Source organism: Candidatus Hinthialibacter antarcticus (assembly GCA_030765645.1).
GTDB lineage: Bacteria > Hinthialibacterota > Hinthialibacteria > Hinthialibacterales > Hinthialibacteraceae > Hinthialibacter > Hinthialibacter antarcticus.
The window spans coordinates 287,176-307,514 of sequence record JAVCCE010000011.1 but is presented as its reverse complement, the minus strand read 5'-3'; the positions used below and the strand labels follow the sequence as shown (position 1 = coordinate 307,514).

Annotated in this window: 18 protein-coding genes; 6 read left to right on the top strand and 12 right to left on the bottom strand. The window is 51.3% G+C overall.

Annotated features, from left to right (window positions below; all coding sequences use genetic code 11):
• Window positions 1-9: 9 nt before the first annotated feature.
• The 3 genes from P9L94_04105 to P9L94_04095 all read right to left on the bottom strand — a co-directional run bounded on the left by P9L94_04105 (window position 10) and on the right by P9L94_04095 (window position 3,582).
• On the bottom strand, window positions 10-1,386 hold the full coding sequence (locus tag P9L94_04105) for a class I SAM-dependent methyltransferase family protein (GenBank protein MDP8243241.1): 1,377 nt from the start codon (window positions 1,384-1,386) through the stop codon (window positions 10-12).
• A 407-nt stretch (window positions 1,387-1,793) separates the two neighbouring features.
• Window positions 1,794-2,393, bottom strand: coding sequence for a hypothetical protein (locus tag P9L94_04100; protein MDP8243240.1), 600 nt, complete (start codon window positions 2,391-2,393; stop codon window positions 1,794-1,796).
• Window positions 2,383-3,582: a hypothetical protein gene (locus tag P9L94_04095; protein MDP8243239.1), complete on the bottom strand. Its 1,200-nt coding sequence runs from the start codon at window positions 3,580-3,582 to the stop codon at window positions 2,383-2,385. Before P9L94_04095 ends, P9L94_04100 begins: the two co-directional genes overlap by 11 nt.
• Window positions 3,583-3,717: 135 nt before the next feature.
• Between P9L94_04095 and P9L94_04090 the strand changes: the two genes are divergently transcribed.
• The 4 genes from P9L94_04090 (at window position 3,718) to P9L94_04075 (ending at window position 9,590) form a co-directional block, all read left to right on the top strand.
• Window positions 3,718-4,551 (top strand): glutaminyl-peptide cyclotransferase, encoded by an 834-nt coding sequence (locus P9L94_04090; protein ID MDP8243238.1) that lies wholly within the window; start codon window positions 3,718-3,720, stop codon window positions 4,549-4,551.
• A gap of 26 nt (window positions 4,552-4,577) precedes the next feature.
• Window positions 4,578-6,875, top strand: coding sequence for a S9 family peptidase (locus tag P9L94_04085; protein ID MDP8243237.1), 2,298 nt, complete (start codon window positions 4,578-4,580; stop codon window positions 6,873-6,875).
• 389 nt (window positions 6,876-7,264) lie between these two features.
• Complete coding sequence (locus tag P9L94_04080) at window positions 7,265-8,689, top strand: sulfatase (GenBank protein MDP8243236.1); 1,425 nt, start codon at window positions 7,265-7,267, stop codon at window positions 8,687-8,689.
• Window positions 8,690-9,035: 346 nt separating this feature from the next.
• Window positions 9,036-9,590, top strand: a complete 555-nt coding sequence (locus tag P9L94_04075) for a prepilin-type N-terminal cleavage/methylation domain-containing protein (protein ID MDP8243235.1) — start codon at window positions 9,036-9,038, stop codon at window positions 9,588-9,590.
• On the opposite strand, the gene P9L94_04070 is transcribed toward P9L94_04075, so the two are convergent.
• Genes P9L94_04070 through P9L94_04035 form a run of 8 tightly spaced genes read right to left on the bottom strand, consistent with a single transcriptional unit; the run spans window position 9,571 to window position 17,376 of the window.
• Window positions 9,571-10,446: an FAD:protein FMN transferase gene (locus P9L94_04070; GenBank protein MDP8243234.1), complete on the bottom strand. Its 876-nt coding sequence runs from the start codon at window positions 10,444-10,446 to the stop codon at window positions 9,571-9,573. The genes P9L94_04075 and P9L94_04070 overlap by 20 nt on opposite strands.
• A gap of 43 nt (window positions 10,447-10,489) precedes the next feature.
• Window positions 10,490-10,921 carry a hypothetical protein gene (locus tag P9L94_04065; GenBank protein MDP8243233.1) on the bottom strand — a complete coding sequence of 144 codons (432 nt, stop codon included), beginning with the start codon at window positions 10,919-10,921 and terminating at the stop codon, window positions 10,490-10,492.
• Window positions 10,922-10,923: 2 nt separating this feature from the next.
• Window positions 10,924-12,840 carry a hypothetical protein gene (locus P9L94_04060; protein ID MDP8243232.1) on the bottom strand — a complete coding sequence of 639 codons (1,917 nt, stop codon included), beginning with the start codon at window positions 12,838-12,840 and terminating at the stop codon, window positions 10,924-10,926.
• 7 nt (window positions 12,841-12,847) lie between these two features.
• A complete protein-coding gene (locus P9L94_04055) occupies window positions 12,848-14,179 on the bottom strand; it encodes a Gfo/Idh/MocA family oxidoreductase (GenBank protein ID MDP8243231.1) in 1,332 nt (443 codons plus the stop codon).
• Window positions 14,180-14,218: 39 nt separating this feature from the next.
• A complete protein-coding gene (locus P9L94_04050; protein MDP8243230.1) occupies window positions 14,219-15,163 on the bottom strand; it encodes a hypothetical protein in 945 nt (314 codons plus the stop codon).
• A 10-nt stretch (window positions 15,164-15,173) separates the two neighbouring features.
• Window positions 15,174-16,178, bottom strand: a complete 1,005-nt coding sequence (locus tag P9L94_04045) for a hypothetical protein (protein ID MDP8243229.1) — start codon at window positions 16,176-16,178, stop codon at window positions 15,174-15,176.
• Between the two features lie 11 nt (window positions 16,179-16,189).
• A complete protein-coding gene (locus P9L94_04040) occupies window positions 16,190-17,212 on the bottom strand; it encodes a twin-arginine translocation signal domain-containing protein (GenBank protein ID MDP8243228.1) in 1,023 nt (340 codons plus the stop codon).
• A gap of 5 nt (window positions 17,213-17,217) precedes the next feature.
• Complete coding sequence (locus tag P9L94_04035; protein MDP8243227.1) at window positions 17,218-17,376, bottom strand: hypothetical protein; 159 nt, start codon at window positions 17,374-17,376, stop codon at window positions 17,218-17,220.
• A gap of 364 nt (window positions 17,377-17,740) precedes the next feature.
• Between P9L94_04035 and P9L94_04030 the strand changes: the two genes are divergently transcribed.
• Window positions 17,741-18,043, top strand: a complete 303-nt coding sequence (locus P9L94_04030; protein MDP8243226.1) for a putative quinol monooxygenase — start codon at window positions 17,741-17,743, stop codon at window positions 18,041-18,043.
• 14 nt (window positions 18,044-18,057) lie between these two features.
• Window positions 18,058-19,098 (top strand): hypothetical protein, encoded by a 1,041-nt coding sequence (locus P9L94_04025; GenBank protein ID MDP8243225.1) that lies wholly within the window; start codon window positions 18,058-18,060, stop codon window positions 19,096-19,098.
• 11 nt (window positions 19,099-19,109) lie between these two features.
• On the opposite strand, the gene P9L94_04020 is transcribed toward P9L94_04025, so the two are convergent.
• Complete coding sequence (locus tag P9L94_04020; protein ID MDP8243224.1) at window positions 19,110-20,339, bottom strand: uroporphyrinogen decarboxylase family protein; 1,230 nt, start codon at window positions 20,337-20,339, stop codon at window positions 19,110-19,112.

Genomic DNA, 20,339 nt, shown 5'->3' with positions numbered 1-20,339 from the left:
CGCTATCGTTTAATCCATCGGTTTGTGCGCAACCGCGAACAGGTTGATTGATTGGGGTTCCGAAATGACCTTCACCCGCGTACTGAAAGGCGTATCTTCAAAGAGTTCTTTGAGTTCTTCTTCGCTGCGATGAATTAATCGCCAGCGGATAATGGAATCCATGAATGTCTTATGAGGGTTGGCCGGGCCGAAGTTGCCGATGATTAAGACCCCGCCGGGTTTCAGGTGGTCGTAACAGCGCGTTGCCAGTGCGCGGAAGGTACGCGTTCCAAAATAATCCGTTAGTCCAGACGAATAAATAATGTCTTGCTGCAAGTATTGATAGCGGCTGCGACCGACCGACCAACGCGCGACATTGTCGTCTAATAACCGAATCGAAGCGCGATGGTGAAAACGGTTTACGCGCTGGTTGGTGAAGAGCAGCGCGTCTTTGTCAGTATCGACGCAAGTCGCTTCAATTTTTTCGGTGTAATCGCAATCTTTGAGAAAATCAAACAACTCGCGGTTTGAGCCACAGCCCAGATTTAACAGTCGGATCGGGTCGGGAGAGTCTTTTCGTAAATCGCAGAATTTATGCAGCAATTGTTTGAGGAGTTTTCTTCTCCCGCGGACGGCCCGCGCGGTGGCGGTGTCTAAACACCAGCTATCAACCATTTTTCCGATTCGGCCATCGCCGTCGGCTAGATTGTGATACAGCATTTCAATCATTAAAAAATCGCCGGCGTATCCTTTCGGCTTAAAGTAGGAGCGTTCCGCAAAGCGGCTGCGCATAAAAAATGGATATATTTCTTTAAAGATGTATCCCCAGCCTTCGTCTTTATGCTTCGAACTCTCAAGCAACCGTTCCGCTTCTTGCAATTGCAGATTTAGCGCATCGAGTATGGCGTAACATTTTTCTTGCAAGGCGCCGTTGTTTTCACCGCTCAGGTCATTTTGTACTTCATGGGACAGGTTAAAAAACGCGGCCTTGCAATGTTCGATGCCTTCATTGAGTGCGCGCCATTCCTGCGTATGGAAGAAAATGTCTGGCAGGGGCCGCGACTCTCCAAACTGTTGTTTCTCACCAGAGAAGGCTGCGGCGCTCGCAGTAAAAAAAACATCGTTCGTTGTACTGTTCGATTGCGCCGCCGTTCCATTCACCGGGGCTTTATCTTCTGGGCGAACCCCCTCCACTTGCGATTGCAGCGTTTGGGAGATTTGCTCCTGGACAACGGTTTTTAGCAACTGAGACAGCAAGCCTAAGATATCGCTTGAATTAGCAGGTTGCGCTTTTGGAACTTCTTGGTCTTTTGAAAGTGCAATCAATGGCGGATCCAATGTGAAATCGCGTAGAAATGAATTCGCTTGTGGAAGATTGTTGAATTTTGTAGAACTGGAATTTGACATTTCTCGCCTCGCGTTCTGAAATTGCTATTGCTTCGGCTTCGCTCTGGTTCATCCCTGATGAGAACGAGTCGTATTACAGCAATGCCCTTTGTTGTTGCATCAGATGCGAGTGAAGCGGCGAACCATTTGCGCCTGCAATATTCGGGATTTTGACGCACAGGTTCTCGATCCCATACTGCATTTTCCCTCAACCGCACGACACAATAAATAAAATACATCGGCTTACTTAAACGAATTACGGATTAATATAACATTATCTATAACATAATACAACTCTAAATTGTTAGAATTTCATTTGAATGGAGTGGTGAAATTGAATAAGCCTTGAATCAGAATAATTAAGTTGTTGATATGAATTAAGTTGAGTGGGCTTTCTCAATAATCGAACGGATTAAAAATGAATTCGATTATTGGGGCAATTCTGATGCGTGGTTAAAAGCGCTCTCTGATAATTTCAATTGAGAGGTTGCGCCATTGCGCTCCGCAGTGATAACGAGGCTGCCTAAAATTGGTTTTAATTGTGTCGAATTCAGGCTCCATTTCTCGTCTCTAACGGTAGCATCAAGTATTTCGTTTCCAACTTTCACCGTGACGCTTGAGCCTGCCGTCACTTCGCCCGACAGTGTTTCTCCGTCCCAGCCCGTCCAGGCGATGAAGGGCAAGTCTTTGACCAAACTGCGGTGGAAAGCGACTTGGGCATTAAGTTCGGCGCCTTCGATTGGCGCCTGGCCCGGCCCGGCGGCCATGTCGTCAACAAATTCGATTAACTCTGCGTCGGTCATGCCTTCGCCGAATGTGTCGCCGTAGCTGGAGCCGTACGAACCGTGGCAGCGGGCGCAGTTAAATTCAAAATATTCGATGGGATGAAATGAAAGAGGCTCGACGGCGGGTTGAAGTTTATTGGGTGGCGCTGCATGTTGGCATGAGATGAAACTCAAGCAACACACAGCGCCGCTGAATAAGATAAAACAGAGAGTTCGCAAAGTAGTGGTTCGGTTATTGTCCAATTTTCGCATCGCCGCCGGTGTATGAAATTCGGTAGAGCGTGTTAGTGTAATCACAACTGAAAATGATCGTGCCATCCGGCGCCACGGCGCAATCGACGGGCCGGGCCATAATGCCGGAACGGTCATCTCTCGGCTCGTTGTCAGATTTTAGCGTACTCACGATGCGCAACATACCGTAAGGTTTTCCGTTTGAGTCGTCGAATAAAATACGGTCAATGGAATAGCCCACTTTGGTGGTGCGGTTCCAGGAACCGTGGCTGGCGGCGAACAGGTCGCCGACATGGTCTTTGGGAAAATGAGCGTTGGTTTCAAGAAACGCAAAGCCGTTGGGCGCGGCGTGAGCGGCGAATTTCCATGCGGGCGGAATCGTCTTTTGCGCGAGATCGAGTAGGTCGGGCTTCTCTAGAAATTCCAATCGCGGTACCACGTCGCCGACCAGATACGGATGGCCGTAAAAGCCGTCTTTGACGTAATGGTTGAGTTCGCAGGGCGGGTTGTAATCGGTGATCGCCTGCTTGTCTTTGTTTTCGCCGATGGGTTCGCCAAACCAATCGCTGTTATGGTCGATGCCCCATAGTTCGGTGGTTCCAGGGCGGTAGAGGTACTTTTCGGTGTTACGGATTCCGCTGGCGATTTGCTCGCGGGTTTTACCGTCGAGACTGTAGAACCAAAGTTTGGTGCGCTCCGCGTCGGGCGGGTCGGTGAAGTTGCTTTCATCGCCGACAGATGTATAGAAGCCGTCGTCGGTGACGTAGATGGCGCGCCACCAATGGCCTTTGCCGCCGGGCAATTCGCCGTCGGGGATAATGGTGACGACCTCATCCGCCGCGCCGTCGCCGTTGGTATCGCGCCCTTTAAAGACGCCCTGCGATTGGGTGAACCAGAGCCAGCCTTTGTAGAAGTGCATTCCATGTACGAGTTTTTTGTCTGAGATGAATGTCCCGATTTGTTCATAGACGCCGTCGTTGTTATCATCTCGCAAGGAATAAATTTCGCCTTTGCGCGGCGCGCTGACATAGAGCGTCCCCTTGTCGTCAAATTCAATGAATCGCGCTTCGGGCAACTGCAGCGAAGCCAAACTGACGTGATAGCCGTCGCGGACGCGAAATTCGGGCGTCCCTTCTCCTAATGATCCTGCGAGCGTAATTGACGGGAACAGCAAAACAGCGGAAAGTAGTATCCAGCGCATATATCTTCCTCCTCGAAATTTCTGGTCTGCGGATGAAAGATCGAAGAGGAAAAACCGGATAAGGCGCAAACCAGTTCGTTATTAAACAACAGATTTCACGCAGGGAAAAGCCGCCGCGAATTTTGAAACGGTTTCATGATTCATCCCGACGGCGTTATGATGACAAAAATGATGATTATCAACCGCATTTATCCAATTGTATTTTTCGTTGCCGTTTCGTTTTGCGCCTTTGTTTATTGCGCAGAGACGGCGCCCGTCGATGTGGTGAATTCGTTTCCGCATGATGCAAATGCGTTTACCCAAGGTTTATTGTGGGACAAGGATTCATTGATTGAAACAACCGGGCAGTATGGCGAATCGACTCTGCGCCGCGTCAGCGTTTACACGGGCGAAGTGATTAAACAGATTCATATAGAGGGACGCTATTTTGGCGAAGGCTGCGCGGTGGTTGAAAACAAAATTATTGTATTGACCTGGCGCGAGCACACGGCATTGGTTTTTGACAAAACGTCATTTGATCTCATCGGTGAATTATCGTATGAAACCGAAGGCTGGGGGCTGACCAGCGACGGAGCATCGCTCATTATGAGCGATGGAAGTTCAACCTTATACTTTCGCGACCCGGATACGTTTGATTTATTGCGCAGCGTAACCGTGAAAGAAGGCGCCGCCTCCGTCACGCGTCTCAACGAGTTAGAGTGGATCGAAGGCGAAGTGTGGGCGAACGTGTGGATGAGCGACCGTATTGCGCGAATCGACCCCAGAGACGGTCAGGTGATTGGTTGGATTGATGCAAGCGGCTTGCTTGCGCCGAATGAGCAAACCCCGCTGACGGATGTACTGAACGGTATCGCCTATGACGCCATGAACGGGCGCATATTCATTACCGGAAAACGCTGGCCCAAACTTTTTGAAATTGCGCGACCTTCGCTGCAATCACACATGGCGGATTGGCCGTTGGTACGGTAAATAAAATCTCTGGAGAATGAATTGTCATGCGTAATTTGCATTGGTGTTTATGTCTGCTTGTTGCATTTCCTCTTTTCACATTCGCGCAAGAAGAGCCATTCAAAGATATTAATCTTGATTATCTTTATAAACGGGACGAAGCCGGCGTAAAGCCGATTGCGCCTCATCTTCCGCGTTCGCTGCAATGGTCGCCCGAAGGCCACCATCTGGCGTATCTGGTTTCATCCGTGACCGAAGCGCCGCATCTGGTGATCTATGATCCCGCCAAGGATGCGACGCCGTTTGTCGTGTCTCCCTTCGCGGTGCATGACGCGATTGTTGCGCTGGCGTCTCATCCCAAAGGCGCGTCGATTGCCGTTTCAAAACAACGCGCTACGGTTCCTGACGACGTGACGGCGATTAAGAAAATCGGCTGGTTTAATTGGCGCAAGTTGACCAATGATCTACGTTTGAGCGTTGAAGGCAAGCGGTATGTGTGGAACTTCAAAGAGAATTTGCTGAATGAAGAAACGCGGCCCGAATTGCCGGAAGGAGAAAAAAAGGATGCGACCGATTCGCCCAATGAGCGCTACGCCGCCTACACCCGCACGGGTGATTTATATGCGTTTGACCGCAATCAGAAGAAAGAGATTCGTCTGACCGAAGACGGCGGCGACGGCATTTTGAACGGGCGCCTGTCGTGGGTGTATTGGGAAGAAATTCACAACCGCAGTGGATGGCGCGCTTTTGAATGGTCGCCCAACAACGACCGGCTTGCGTATCTGCAATTTGATGAACGCGAAGTTTCAATTTATCCCGTGACCGATTTTTCCAAGCCCGTCCCGCAGACCCGCGAGATGCGTTATCCCAAAACGGGCACGGTCAACCCAAGCGTGAGGCTGGGAGTGGTTTCGCTCTCGGCCCGCGAGACGCGCTGGGTCGATCTCGGCGAACCCTACGAATATATATGCAGCGTTGAATGGCTGCCGGACGGCGAGACGTTGGCGGTGCAAGTGGTGAACCGCAAACAGACGATGCTGCGGTTGCTGTTTGTGGATTTACGCAGCGGAGAATGCAAGACTATCCTCGAAGAAACCGACGACGAGTGGGTTTCCTCTCATGGCAAGCCGTTTTTTCTTAAGAAAAAAGACGCGTTCCTCTGGTTCTCAGAACGTAGCGGCTTTAGCCATCTCTATTTATATTCCAACCAGGGAAAATTACTGCGCCAGTTGACGCGCGGCGCCTGGGAGGTTGACCCAAACCCGTGGAGCACATCATTCGGAACCGATGAAAAGAACAAGCGCGCTTACTTCGTCGCCAATAAAGAAACGCCGATTGAACAACACGCCTATTCGGTTTCGCTCAGCGGCGGCAAGCCCCGCCTGCTGACCCATGAACCCGGCGCTCACAACGTGAATTGGTCTGCGGACCACCGTTTCGCCATTGATGATTATTCCAACACGGCAACGCCGCGCTGCATTCAGATTATTGATAATAGCGGAAACGTGATTCGTAAAATGGGCGAACGCACGCCGCAAGACTATGCGCCGTGGCGCATCAAATCAAAAGAGATTGTTTCCATTCAATCGCCGGACGGTTTGGACTATTACGCGAGCGTGTTGAAGCCTTTTGATTTTGATCCAAACAAAAAGTATCCCGTGATCGTAAACGTCTACGGCGGCCCGGCGGGGCAGGTCGTGAAAAACCGATATACCGGCTCGCAAGACATGGCCTTTGTCAACCAAGGCTATATCTATGTCGGTTTCGATACGCGGGGAACCTACGGACGCGGGCGCGAATGGATCGAGGGAATTCATAAAAATGCGGCGGACAAGCCGCTGCAGGATTTAGAACTACTGGTCGAGCATCTCAAGACGCAGCCTTACGTCGACGGCGAGCGTATGGGAATCTGGGGCTGGAGCAACGGCGGCTTTATGACTTGCGCGGCGATGTTAATGAAGCCGGGGTTGTTTCGCGCCGGGGCGGCGGTCGCGCCTGTGACCGATTGGCTGCTGTATGACACGGTGTACACCGAGCGCTATATGGGACAGCCCGATGAAAACAAAGACGGCTATCACGATGCGGCCCCCATCAATTTTGCCGACGGTTTAGAAGGTTCGTTGCTTTTGGCGCACGGCGTGTCAGACGACAATGTGCACATTCAAAATATTTATTCACTGGTGGATGCGCTCATCGAAGCCAACAAAGAGTATGAACTTTATATCTATCCGCAACGCGACCACAGCATCGGCGGCGATGCGCGGCGCTATCATTTGTTTCAGCGCATCTTTGATTTTTTTGAACGGGAATTAAAAAGTGATTTGGTGACTACAGAGGGAAAATAAAAATGGTTCATCCAGTGAGTGAATACCTACATTGTTGGATGAGCATGGTTTTGGTTCCGAAAACGCATTCCGGCCTAAAAGCCCGCACTGAAGCGAGCAGAGTTGCGCCCATGCCACATGCAGCGAAAAAAAAGTATCCATTTTACGGAAGAACCATAAATATTCTGTTCTGAATATTACTAGATCGCTATCGAATCGTTCTCTACAGAACATTGACGGCGCCTGGGGCGATGCAAAATCAGGCGAGACTTTTCTTACGTGAGTCGGCGCGAGGCGAAGTGATTTTCTCATTCTTCATAAAGTTGAAAGCGCTAAAAGGCTAGACAAATTTCGTCTGAAATGAAATGGTTAGTGTCGCTGGATCATTGATTATTTTTGGGGAGTGAACCATGAAGATTGATCGTCGAAATGCGTTATTTCAACTTGGAGCGCTAGCCGCAGGCGCGGCTTGTTCTTCGTGGGGGCGGGCCGCCAATGCGCAAGATACAAAGACCAATGTTGTCTTTATCTTAATCGACGATCTTGGTTGGGCCGACCTCGGATGTTATGGACACAAATTCCATGAAACGCCCAATATCGACCGCCTCGCCGCGCAGGGAATGCGATTCACCGATGCGTACGCCGCCTGTCCGGTCTGTTCGCCGACCCGCGCCAGCATTATGTCGGGGCAATACCCCGCGCATGTGGGCGTCATTGATTTTATAACTGGACATTGGCGTCCGTATGAAAAACTGCGCGTCCCAAAAAACCGTACGCAACACCTGCCGTTAGAAATCATCACCCTGGGCGAAGCCATGCAATCGGCTGGCTATAAAACGGGTGTGTTCGGTAAGTGGCATCTGGGCGGGCGTGAGCATTTTCCTGACCGTCAGGGCTTTGACGAAATGCTGGTGACTGGCGGTGCGCATTTTAATTTCCGAACGACGCCGGAAACGGATATCACCAAAGAAGACTATCAATCTGAAGTTTTAACCGACCGCTGCGTACAGTTCATTCAAGACCACAAAGACAAGCCGTTCTGTGCATTCCTTCATCATTACGCCGTACACATTCCATTGCAGGCGCGGGAAAAATTGATTCGCAAATACGAACAAAAAGATAAACCCGCAGACGGCGTGAATAATCCAATCTATGCAGCCATGATGGAACACGTCGACCAAAGCGTGGGGCGCGTACTGGATACCTTGGATGATTTGAAACTTGCGGACGATACAATGGTCATATTCTTTTCAGACAACGGCGGCTTACGCCAGCATTTTCAGGGCATCGGCCCGATTGTTTCAACCAATGCACCGTTGCGGGATGAAAAAGGAACTTTGTATGAAGGCGGGATACGCGTTCCGTTGATCGTGCGTTGGCCGGGCGCCGTAAAACCGGGCAGCGAATGTAATGAGCCTGTCAGCAGCGTAGATTTTTATCCGACGTTTTTGGACGTGGAGAAACGCGTCGTCGACAAACAAAGCGACTTAGACGGCGTGAGTTTAATGCCCTGGTTAAAGGGAGAGAAAAAGAAACGCGGCCCGATCTTCTGGCATTATCCAATCTATCATCATTCGTCGCCGGCAAGCGCGGTTCGCGACGGGAAATATAAATTGATTGAATTTTTTGAAGACGGCCATTTAGAATTATATGATTTAAAAAATGATATGGGCGAATCAAAAAATCTTGCGAATGAAAAACCGGAAATCACAAAACAACTGCATCAAAAATTGATTCGTTGGCGCGAATCAATTCACGCGCAAATGCCTGAAAATAATCCCGATTTTGACCCGGCGCGGCGCAATGAGTGGGGGACGCACCCGGACCGTAATTAATTTTGGTTCATCCGGTAAGTGAGTACCTACATTGATGGATGGTCATGATTTTGATTCCGAAAATATATCCCGGCGTATCAATAATTGACAAACCAATTCAGGCATGGGTGCAACTCTGGGAGCGCCTGTGCATAAGGGCCTGAAAGCCCACACTGAAGCGAGCAGAGGTGTACCCATGCCACATGCAGCGAAATCTCAATTCAATGTATAAAAAAAGTATCCAATTAACGGAAGAACCTTAATTTTCATTTTTTTCTGACAATTTTATCAATTTCATAGACGGTAATGCTCCGCTTGCGCTATTCATTAGGTGTGGAGCAAATTCGGATATGAAAGGCATCTTTGTATGAAATCGCATGGTTTTACATTGATTGAATTGTTGATTGTCGTCGCCATTATTGGCATCCTCGCTGCAATTGCCGTCCCCAATTTTTTAAACGCGCAGATACGCGCCAAAATCGCAGGCGCACAAGCCGATATGCGCAACCTGGGAACTGCGATAGAACAATACCGGTTAGATAACAACTCGTATCCGTTTACTTCAGCGGATGGAACGCAACGGACGCGTTTCCAGCGGTTGGTTGTCTTGACGACGCCTGTATCGTATATGTCGTCGATTCCAGAAGATAAATTTAATACGCTCTTAACAGAAGAAGAATCGAACCCATTAGATCCGATTAACACCTACCCCTATTGGGACCCGGCGTTTGCCGATAATTATCGTACGCCCAACGGTCTTGGCAAACATTTCCCTAACCAGGGACGCCCCAACAAAATTTGGGCGCTGATGAGTTACGGCCCCGACGGCGACTTCGAGGCGGCAGTGGGGCAGGACCTGGCGCCATTTGATGTTTCAAACGGCGTCGCTTCCAACGGCGACATCATGCGCTTTGGTCTGTAGTTGGGAACCAAAGCAATTGGTTGTCAGCGTCGAGTGTGGCGCCCTGTTCATCGGTATGGTTTTGGATCCATGCGTTTATCTCATCAGGGTTCATCATCATAAAAGAGGTTGATCGCGCATCGGCGCGGGCGGCGCGTTTCGTCAGCACCCAGGCGGCAATCGGGTGGTCGGCGGGTTGGCCCGTGCGGGGATCAATAATGTGCGGTCCTTTTTGCAGGCCGGAGCCGCTGAATGCAGCGTTTGAAAGATGAAGCGTTTTTATATTTTTTTGACTGACGGGATGGCTGATGGTAATGGGCCATCCCGTTTCGTTTGGCGGCGACTCAAGCGCGAGCGCGGTGCTCATGCCGCCGTGGAGTAATGCGCATTCCACATCCCATTCCCGCAATATCTCCGCCATGCGGTCTAGCGCATAGCCTTTGCCATAGCCGCCCAGGTCAATCGTAATTGAGTTTTCTGATCGGCTTACTGCTGGCGGGTCTGCATGAAGTTGGATGTTTTGTATCCCGCCGTTTTTTAATATGCAATTTATTGTTTCTTCATCAGGCGTTGCACTTTTCCATGCGGTGATCAGTTCGCCTATGCCAACATCGAATGCGCCTTCGGTTTCGACGTAAAGTTCCAGGCACTCTTTTAGACAAGCGAATACGTCTAATCCGATACGGGACTGTTCGCCGGGCTTTAAGCGATTGATGCGGGTTATGTCGCTGGTTTCGATGTATCGGCTTAGCGTTTGTTCGAGACGGTCGAGTTCTGAAAAGGCGGCTTCAGCGGCCTGGCGCGCGTATTGGGCGTCATCATGTAAGAGCAATATCTCAAAGCGCGTCGCCATGGCGTCATGCGCATAGCGCAACAAATTATCACGCCATGGTGAACCGTTGATTGGGGCGGAAATCAGATTACTCCTGAAAGAAACGGCTGCGCGACAGGCTGTAACTGGATAGGTAGATCAATACGCTAACGACCATCACGATGGCGCAGCGTTGGTGCATGAGCAGCAGCCATTCAAGCCAGTCCGTCGAAACCAGCGGCAGCATGGTGAGTGGGATGATCGCAATGGCGGCGAATGTTGAGGCGAGCGCGAGCAAGTATAAAAATGATAACAGTGATTTGAGTGTGGTTGATTGAAGCGCATCCAAGCGTGGAGACGACATGAACATGTAGGCCAGAAATGCAATGACATAAATAGGCGACAGGCTGATATGGGCAATCAGGCCATAGCCGGATAATTGGGCGCCGTGCAGGATCGACGGCGCTGCTGTCAGTGTGAGAAGAACAAGGCCTATGACCAGCGCCAACGCAGCGGCCCCTTGGAAGAAGCGAAGCGACACGGTCAATCCTCCAACTCGTCATCGAGAATCGTATTCGTCCGGTCCATCGCGCGTTGGATGAGGCGAACAATATACGCGAGGCCAATCAACGCGATGATGACGGCGCATACGGAAATGATGCACTTATACAAAGGCCTCATCCCAAATGATTGATTGAATAAATGCGTATACGGTTGGTCGATTTGCATCAAAGCGATCATTTGAATTTCAGAATAAGATTCGTCAACATACGGCCCGTCAACGGGCAACGCGCCAGTAAAGAAAGCGGCGCCTTGGCTGTGGCAATCATCGCATCCGCGAACGCCTAACGATTGCGCGGCGGGGCGAACGTCATGCCCCATCGGCCAGAGGTAGGGTTCAGACTGGTTGCCTGTAAACAATTTTGGCGGTGTATCCGTCAAGGAATATTTCCTGCTTCCGCTAATCAAATTAGGCCATGTATTCGTTTCACTATTCTCCACTCGGATGGAATCAAACACATTGGTAATGAGCTGGTTGTCTATGTTGCCCCAACGATCTTGCACTTGTTCTCGGAATTTATTGTCCAAGTCACCAACATGGCTTTTTATTTGATCGAGTGTCAATAAATATGTCTCATCGTTGTCCCGATTGTAAGTCGTCCAATACGACGGCCACAGTGCGTAGTGCGGCGCGATTTTTCCGTCGAAGCCTTTGGCGAAGACAGGCGCGTAGATATGAGGAAGCGCGTCAGGGTCGTGGTTGATTTTGTGCATTCCCAGGCCATGCGCGAGCGATGTTTTGAAGCGGTGCGCGCGTTCGTCGGGCCAGGGGCCGGAGTGGCAGGCGGTGCAAGCGAGTTTGTCGAAATGAACCGGCGGGATGCCTTTGTGCTCTGGCAGCGGCGCCGTGAAGCGCCCCGCCGTCGGCGTTGACGCACCGTTATGTTGAATGTGGCAGCCTTCGCACGTCAGCGCACCAGCAAGCGGGTTGTTTGAGACTACCGACTCGCCGGGATAGCCGCGAACGATGTCGTGATCGACGCCGTTGGTGTGGCAATCGACGCATGACATGCCCGCCGCGATATGTACGTCTTGTTCGCGGTTGTAACCGCTGGCGGGAAGCGCATCGAGATCGACGGAGGTGTGGCAATAATAACAACGTTCATTGGGGATTTGCTTTTTGATATCGAAAAAGACGCGCTTCTTGGCGTCGAAGATTCCCTGTTTGTATTCAACGCCCGGTTCAATTAGTTTTGGATCATTGGGCGGTTCGGGCATGAGGTAGTCATACGCGTCAGGCATATCCGCCGCCGCGCCGGATACAATGGCAAACGAAGAGGTTGACGCCGCCGCCCAGCGGAAATTCTCGCGCGCAATCTGGTTGGCGTATTCCGCTTGATCGTGCGCCGGATTCGCGTCATGGCAGGCGAGGCAGTTTGCGTCTAGCGGGCCGGAGACAAACTTACGCATGACCAAATCTTGCGCGTCAAGCGACTGCCATTCACCTACGCCGCCTCCGGGCCAGTGTCGTCCAAACCGCTTGATAAATTGCCAGTCGTTGAGGCCTGCTTCTTTTGGCGTGAACGCGCCTTGCCACTCGCGATAGGAAAGCGGCAGGACGGTCCCCGTATCGTGGTCAACATAAATCCAAGGGTGACCCGGGCGCCCGGGCGATGCGCTCTCAATGGCGGCGCTAAAGTGCCAGCCTTGAGTGATGCGTTCGTATTGGTGGCATTTTCCGCATGTTTGCTTGACCGAGAAGGGAACCGGGAATTCATCGTCCGGCAAGAGTTCCATGCCTTCTTCATCAAGCAGCGGAATGTTATGCACCGGCATGGCGCGGCTGCCGTCGTCGCGGTCGCCGATCCAATCCTGTGTTTCTTGAGAGAGCGGCGCCAGCGAAAAACACACGGACGTCAGACACGCTACTATAGTGAATAACCACGGATGAATTTTCATTGTGTGTTTATACGATAAAATCTTCTGGTTTGAATTCGGTCTTTTCGCTTTTTTGCGCTGCTTCGTTAAGTTTGATGGTCATCACGGTCGCGGCGAATGCGATCTCAGCCGGGCAAGCCAGTTTGGCTTCGCCTTTCATGGCGGAGATGAAATTCTGTAAGTGCGGTTGATAGACGGGATCGCTGAATTCAACCGGAACATCGTACGTCGGCGGGATGACGGATTCTTTAATGTCTAATACCGATTCGCTTTCTTCTTTCTTTTCTTCCTTAGGCGGCGCGACCGGTGATTTCAAAATGTTGAGTTTGACCCACTTTTCCCAATCAGGCGCGTTCGGCTCGCGGTAGACTTTAACGCGACCCGCCGCTTCGGAGACGTAAAGCGTACCTTCATCGCCCATGAAATTTTCAAAGTAGCCGAAGTTGCTGTTTGAACTCAACGTTTGATAAAACGCGCGGATGGTGCCTTTCGGCGTTTCATATTCAAACACCGCCATCAGCGTGTCGTACCATTCGTGCGCACCGTCGTCGTAATATTCGACGCCGCCAGTCGCGAGGACTGATTTCGGCGTTGTCTCGAGATACCAGTTCATCACGTCAAACTGGTGCGAGCCGAGTTCCGCCGCCGGGCCGCCGCCCAGTTCGCGCGCCCACGACCAATTGCGAAACTGCTGCATTGACGAATAGCCGTTTGCTTTAAGCACGGCGTCTTCAACCGGAAAGCGCCGGGGGAAGCCGCGCGGCGTTTGTACGGGGCGGTTCCATTGGCTATTGCTGGCGGTGAGTTTGCCCAGCAGTTTGGTTTCGTTGATGAGGTGGTCGAAGCAATAGTGGTAATAGGGGTTGCTACGGCGCTGGTGGCCGATTTGCAATAAGTTGCCGCTGTCTTTTGCGGCGTTCGCCATGCTGCGGGCGCCGTCGATGGTGTTCGACATCAAACTTTCGCAATAGACGTGCAGCCCGGCGTTCAGGCACGCGGCCGTTTGTTCGGCGTGACAGAAATCCGGCGTTGCAATGATGACGGCGTCAAGTCCACTTTCTTTTTCAAGCAGGTCTTTGTAATTGGTATAGGTTGTATGTTCTTGGTTGAAGCCTTCGAGGATGCGCGATGTTTTATTTAGGTTGTAGGTTTCCCAAATGTCGCAAATCGCCTGAATGCGTACGCCGGGGATTTTCATGCAGGCGTTGGTGAGTTCCTGGCCTTGCGTCCCGACGCCGATGACGGCGAGGTTGATTGTATCGTTGGCTTGCGCGATGGAGCGGTTGGATAACGCGAGCGCACTAACGGCACCCGCCGAGTGAATGAAGCGTCTGCGGTCAAGTGGTTTTGCAACTGTCACGATGTCGGTTCTCCTGAAGTAAGTTCAAATAGCGGTACGCTAAGCCACCCACGGGCGTTCGCGTTTGAGGTTGCTGGTTAATAGCGTTTTGGCAATGATGACGTCTTCGGTAATTTGAAAATCAAACATCCCGGCGCAAATAAAGTCGGCGCCGTTTTCGTAGGCGTATTTGAATCCCTCTTTGGGATGAATGGCGCCCGCGCCCAGCACCTTATATGCGATCCAGGGTTTGTTGATGCTTTTCATGTATGCGATGGTCTCTTCAGGCGTCTCGGCCCACACGCTGTCGTTACGCGGCATGGGGCCCGCCGACCAGTAGTTCTTTGCGTTGAGCGTTTTCATGTAAAAGCCGTTGTTGAGTTTGGCGTCTTCGTAGGCTTTGATGGTTTCGAGTTTGTGTCCGGCGACGCCGCTGACCACGCCCTGGCTGTTGATGAAATCGACCGCTTCGGCGACGAGATCGACCTGCTTGTTTTCGACGCAACTGTCGCCGACGCCGCCGTGTACGAAGACGGCTTGGGCGCCGTTGTCGATGGCTTTATTGAAATCGGCTTTATGATCATTGCCCGCTAGTTTGGCTTGGGCGATCCATTGCATTTGTCCGCCCCACTCGTCCCAATATCTGTTGAGAATACGAACGGTATGGTCGTCCACCCGAAGCAGGGCGGAATTGATTCCATTTTCTTCGCATTGCGCCAGCGTCTCGCATACTTTGTCGTCTGTGAAATAATTTTGTAAAAGCGACGAGACATAGATCAAGTCGCGGCTATGGGCGAACCCGCTGATGAGATTTCCGCCGCAGATCAGGCGGCTTACATTGAGGTCGCCAAGTTTCCCGACGGGGAACTCGCCCTCCCATGCGTCGGGCGCAGGGCCGGGTTCTTTGGCGAGAAGGGCTTTCTCTTCAAAACTGGTTCCCAAAGTCGCGGCAGTAGCGATCATGGATTTTTTGATGAATCCCCGGCGGTTGACGTTGATCTTCATGAATATCTCCTTACGCCATCCAAGCGCGCGGGCGTTTGGCTTCGAGTTCGGGATTGTTCAAAATTCCCTTGGCGATGATGACGTTTTCGACCAGTTGGAAATCAAACATTCCGGCGCAGACGAAATCAGCGCCGCTTTCAAATGCGTATTGGAAGCCCTGCTGCGGTCTGACGGCGCCCGCCGCCATAACTTTGAACGCGATCCAGGGCGTCTCTAATGATTTCATGTAATCAATGGTTTCTTCTGGATTGAGGCACCAGATGTTGTCATGGAATTCATCATGGTCGAGTTGGTTGCCGCCGTACCAGCAATCATCCTTACGGTTTTCTTTGGGCGTGGCCGACCAATACAAGTCGGGGTGAATCGTCTTGACCCAAAAATCAGGCTTAAAGCCCGCATCGACGCAAGCCTTAACCGTCTCAAGACTGTGCGCGCCTAATCCACCGGGAACGCCCTGCTCCTGAATAAACGCTAACGCTTCGCCGACCAGATCAATTTGTCCGTCGAGAACCGCCTTGTCATTGAGGCCGCCCTGTACATAAACCGCATGGGCGCCGCTGTCGACGGAACGCTGGATGCCTTCGATGATGGTCTTACCGGACGCGCAGTCGGATATCCATTGAATCTTGCCGCCGCGTTCATCCCAATAGCGATTGATGACTTTGTCGGAGACGGGATTGGTCAAGACCGTGTTGACGCCGTATTCTTCGGCGAGTTCGAAGGTGTCCATGATTTTTTCGTCGCTATGATAGGCTTTGACGAGATCCGACACATAGATCAAATCGCGGCTGTGCGCCCAACCGCCGATGAGATTGCCGCCGCAAAACAAACGGCTGATTTCCAGATCGCCAATCTTGCCGTACTTCATTCCCTTGGAGTCGCCTTTAGGGCGCGATGGCGCTTCGGCGGCTTGCGCGAGACTCTGCTCTTCAAAACTTACGCCCGCTGCGAGCGCGGAAGCGGCGATGGATGTTGTGATAAAACGGCGGCGGTCAACTTCGGATTTCTTATTCATTTGGTTTCTCCCTATGCGCGCCAAGGCCGCTGGCGTTGCAGCGGCTGCGATAAAATATTCTTCGCAATGATAACGTCTTCTGTCACTTGAAAATCAAACATGCCCGCCAGAATAAAGTCGGCCCCGTTTTCATACGCGAACTTAAATGCGTCGCTGGGATGAACGGCCCCGGCGGCCATGACTTTGTACGCGATCCAGGGTTTTTCGACTTTCGCCATAAACGCGGCGGTTTCGGTTGAGTTAATGCACCAGATATTATCGTGGTCTTTGCGGTGGTCTTGATGGCGTTTGACGTCGACGTTGAAATCCATGCGGTGTTCTTCGGGCGTCGCCGACCAGTATTTGTCATGATGAAAGGTCTTGACGTAAAAATCATTACCGACGCCCGCCGCTTCACACGCCATCGGCACTTGCAGCGAATGGCCCGCAACGCCTGCGATCAGGCCGTTTTGTTTGAATTTGTTGACGGCCTCGCCGATCAGGTCGACGCGCTCGTGTTTGGTCCAGTTGTCGCCGACGCCGCCCATGAGAAAGGCGCCGGTCGCGCCGTTATCGACGGCGATGTTGACCACGGCGTCAATATCTTTTGAATCGGGATGGCATTGCGCCAGCCATTGAATTTTGCCGCCGCGTTCGTTCCAATATTTGCTGAGAATGTTAGTGGTGCGCGAGTCGTTGCTGCGCGGATTCACATTGGTGACGATGGTGTTGACGCCGTGTTCTTCGCAGCGTTCCAAGGTTTCAAATATTTTTTCTTCGCTGAAATAGTTTTTCAACAAAGACGAAACATAGATGAGGTCGCGCGCGTGGGCGTAACCGCCGATCAGGTTTCCGCCGCAGATCAACCGGCTGATGGATACGTCGCCGATTTTGCCTTGAGGCAACGCGCCGTCAATTTGAGCGGCCTGCGTTTGCTGAGGCGTATCGGCATTTGCCATCAGCGTTTTCTCTTCCAAACTTAAGCCAGCCATGGCGCCTGCTGCGATAGCGGTTTTTTGCAGAAACTTACGTCGGTCTACGTTGTCATGGCTCATTCGAACTATCCTTGTTTGTTTATGCGCACGATTTTGCCGGTCGGAATACCATTCGATTGCGACATGACGGATTGGTTCGCGGACGCTGATGGAACGGCAGCGTCAATAGAGGTTGATAATACGGTATTGCGAATAAATCCGCGTCGATTGACTGGGTTTTCCATGGTGCTCCCTCTGTTCGTTTTTACCTTGTTCCCAGTAAAAAGAGGATACAGCAATCCCCGGGATGAAATCAATGTATTCCGAAAGATGAATATATAGTAATAAGTTTATAAATAGTTATCGTTATTTTGTATTATCTTAACAGTAAAACGAAGACAGTTAAATTATTTTCTTGACAATTTTAGTTTATTATATTGATTTTTATGCGCCATTTCTTCCCGGAGACCAATCTGTAATTTTTGATAGGCTTGTGAAATTGAGTTTTTTTTGGTAGATAAGTAATTCCTTTTATTATTTAATGTCGATAGATTCAATATATTGCATGTTGTGTTTGGCGTACGAATCGTAAGTCAGGGGAGTCTTTTCATGTTTGTTGTTGTCGTTGAATTTGAAAGCAAAGCAGGATGTGAAGCGCCGTTGCTTGATGCGGTCAAGACGCAAGCGAAAAATTCAATCGAGCGTGAGGTTGAATGCTTGCAATTTGACGTCTGCATTGAACCCGATCATCCCAACAAAATATTTTTGTATGAAGTCTATGCAAATGAGTCAGCGTTTCAGGCGCATACCAAAACCAACCACTTCGCTGCATTCGACCAGACCGTTCAGCCGTGGATTGAATCAAAAACCGTACGGATTTTGTCGCGCATCCAAAATGGAGAAAACGGATAAGGCTGTCATCGTTTATGTTTTTTCGTATCCAAAAATATCTATTGCATTTTCATGCTGTGCTTTTTCTCTGTTTGTTTTATGCGCATCATGCCGCCGCTCTCGATCTCCCCGATCACGAATTTGCTTCGCTTCAAAAACACTTTGAAACCTATGATGTGATTTTGCGCCCCGACAAACTCGAACCGGAATGGTGGGCGGGGGCGCCGTCGGTTGTGCGCGGTGAAGACGGCGTGTTCTGGTTGGCGTGCCGAATGCGGTCCGCCGAGTTTCCGCGTGGGCTGCGCGGGTATGAAATCCGTATATTGCGAAGCGACGACGGCGTGCATTTTGAAAAAGCGCTCTCGATTCTGGCGGAAGACCTGCCGATGAAAGGCTTCGAGCGACCCGCGTTGTTGCGCGATCCTCATACAAAAAAATGGAAGTTGTACGCTTGCGGCCCCTGGCAAGGCGGCCCCTGGAGCATCATCAAGTTTGATGACGCCGAACGGCCCGATCAGTTTGATCCTTCAACGGCGCGAGTCGTTATATCGCCAATTAAGAAAGAATACGAACGCGATGTAATCCCCGTCGAATATAAAGACCCGGTCATCGCTTACGCCGACGGCGCTTATCACGCCTATTTGATTGGCTACATGCGGCGCAACGAGCGCATCTATCACTTCTCCAGCGGCGACGGTGAGACCTGGGCGCCCGTGGGCGATCCGCATCAATCGGTGATGCAACTGATCGGCTGGCATGACTTTTTTGTCCGACCCTCGTCATTGCTTCCAATTGGAGCGGGATGGCTATTTGTTTATGAGGGATCAAGCGTGAACTGGTTTGACCCGGTTTATAATGTGCAGACGGGTTTGGCGTTCACCTTTGACTTGCACCGCATGATTGATCTGACGCCGGATGCGCCGTTGTTGAAGAGCAGTACGCCCAATCAACACTTCTCGACCTTTCGCTATTCGCACTGGCTCGAAGTCGGCGACGAACTTTGGGTGTACGCCGAAGTCGCCGCTGAAGATGAAACCCACGAAATCCGCTTATTCCGTTTGCCTGAAATTCGATAATCCCGACATTTTTATTTTGCATTGGCCTCATGCAGAGCGTCTACCATGGCGGCGATATGGTCAGGCGGTGAATCCGCCAGGATGTTATGCACCTGCTGAAAGACAAACCCGCCGCCGGGCTGCATGATCTCGATGGCGTTGAGAACGTGCTCGCGTATTTCTTGCGGCTTCGCGTTTGGCAGGATGCGCTGGGTGTCGCAGCCGCCGCCCCAAAAGCAGAGATCATTTCCAAAATCTTTTTTTAATTCGCGTAAGCCCATGCCGTTGCAGCTGACTTGAACAGGATTAATCGCATCTAAACCCGCATCGATCAAATCGCGCAATAAAGGACGCACCCCGCCGCAGCAATGCAGCATGACCGATAAATTTTTCTCTTTAACGCGCGACCATAATTGTTGATGACGCGGCTTAAAAAACTCACGGTACATTCGTGGAGAAATCTGCGGGCCGCTTTGCATCCCGAGGTCGTCGCCGAACAAGACAATGTCGACAAAGGGCGCAACGTCGTCAAGAAACGCCGATAAATTTTTCAAATGCAGTTCCAGCAGACGGTCAAGAAAATCATGCGCCTGTTTTGGATTTTCCGCCAGCAACAGGAAGAACGTATCCGCGCGGTACATCATTTGTCCGGTCTCGAGCAGGTTGCCTCCAAACAAGGCGACGATGGCGCGGTCGGTTGATTGGCGAAATTGTTTCGCCGTTTCACGCAACCGCTTTCGTCCTTCTGCGCCCTCTACCATTGGCCCGGGCGGAGACGGGGCCGCCGCCCACATGTTGTCCTGAAAGCCTATCGCAAGATCGCCTTGGTCGTCTTGGTGATAGGGGTAATAACACTGTTCAAAGTACAACGCGCCGTCGGGCATTCGGCCAATTGGCCGCCCGCTATCTGAATAGATTACCCAGGCGTCGTCTTCCCGCTGTGGAATGCGCCAGTTGGGGACGAGACAGGGCGAGCCGTCCGGCAGCGTCCAGTCCGCCCAGATCGAACCGTCCATCGCGAAGGCGCGGCCTAACTCAACCGCGTCGGTTCCAAACCAGTCGAGCACGTCATCATCGACCAGCGCCAGTTGTTGAATCAAGTCGTATACGCGAACTGGTTTCTCTGGCAGGCCGAGATGTTTACGTAATTTCCGATACGCAATGGCGCTGATGCCTGACGAACGGTGCGAAGAAAAATCGACGGGAATCCGGTCGGCTTCGGTATGATGCAATGCTGATAGAATTCGTTCACGTGAATTCAT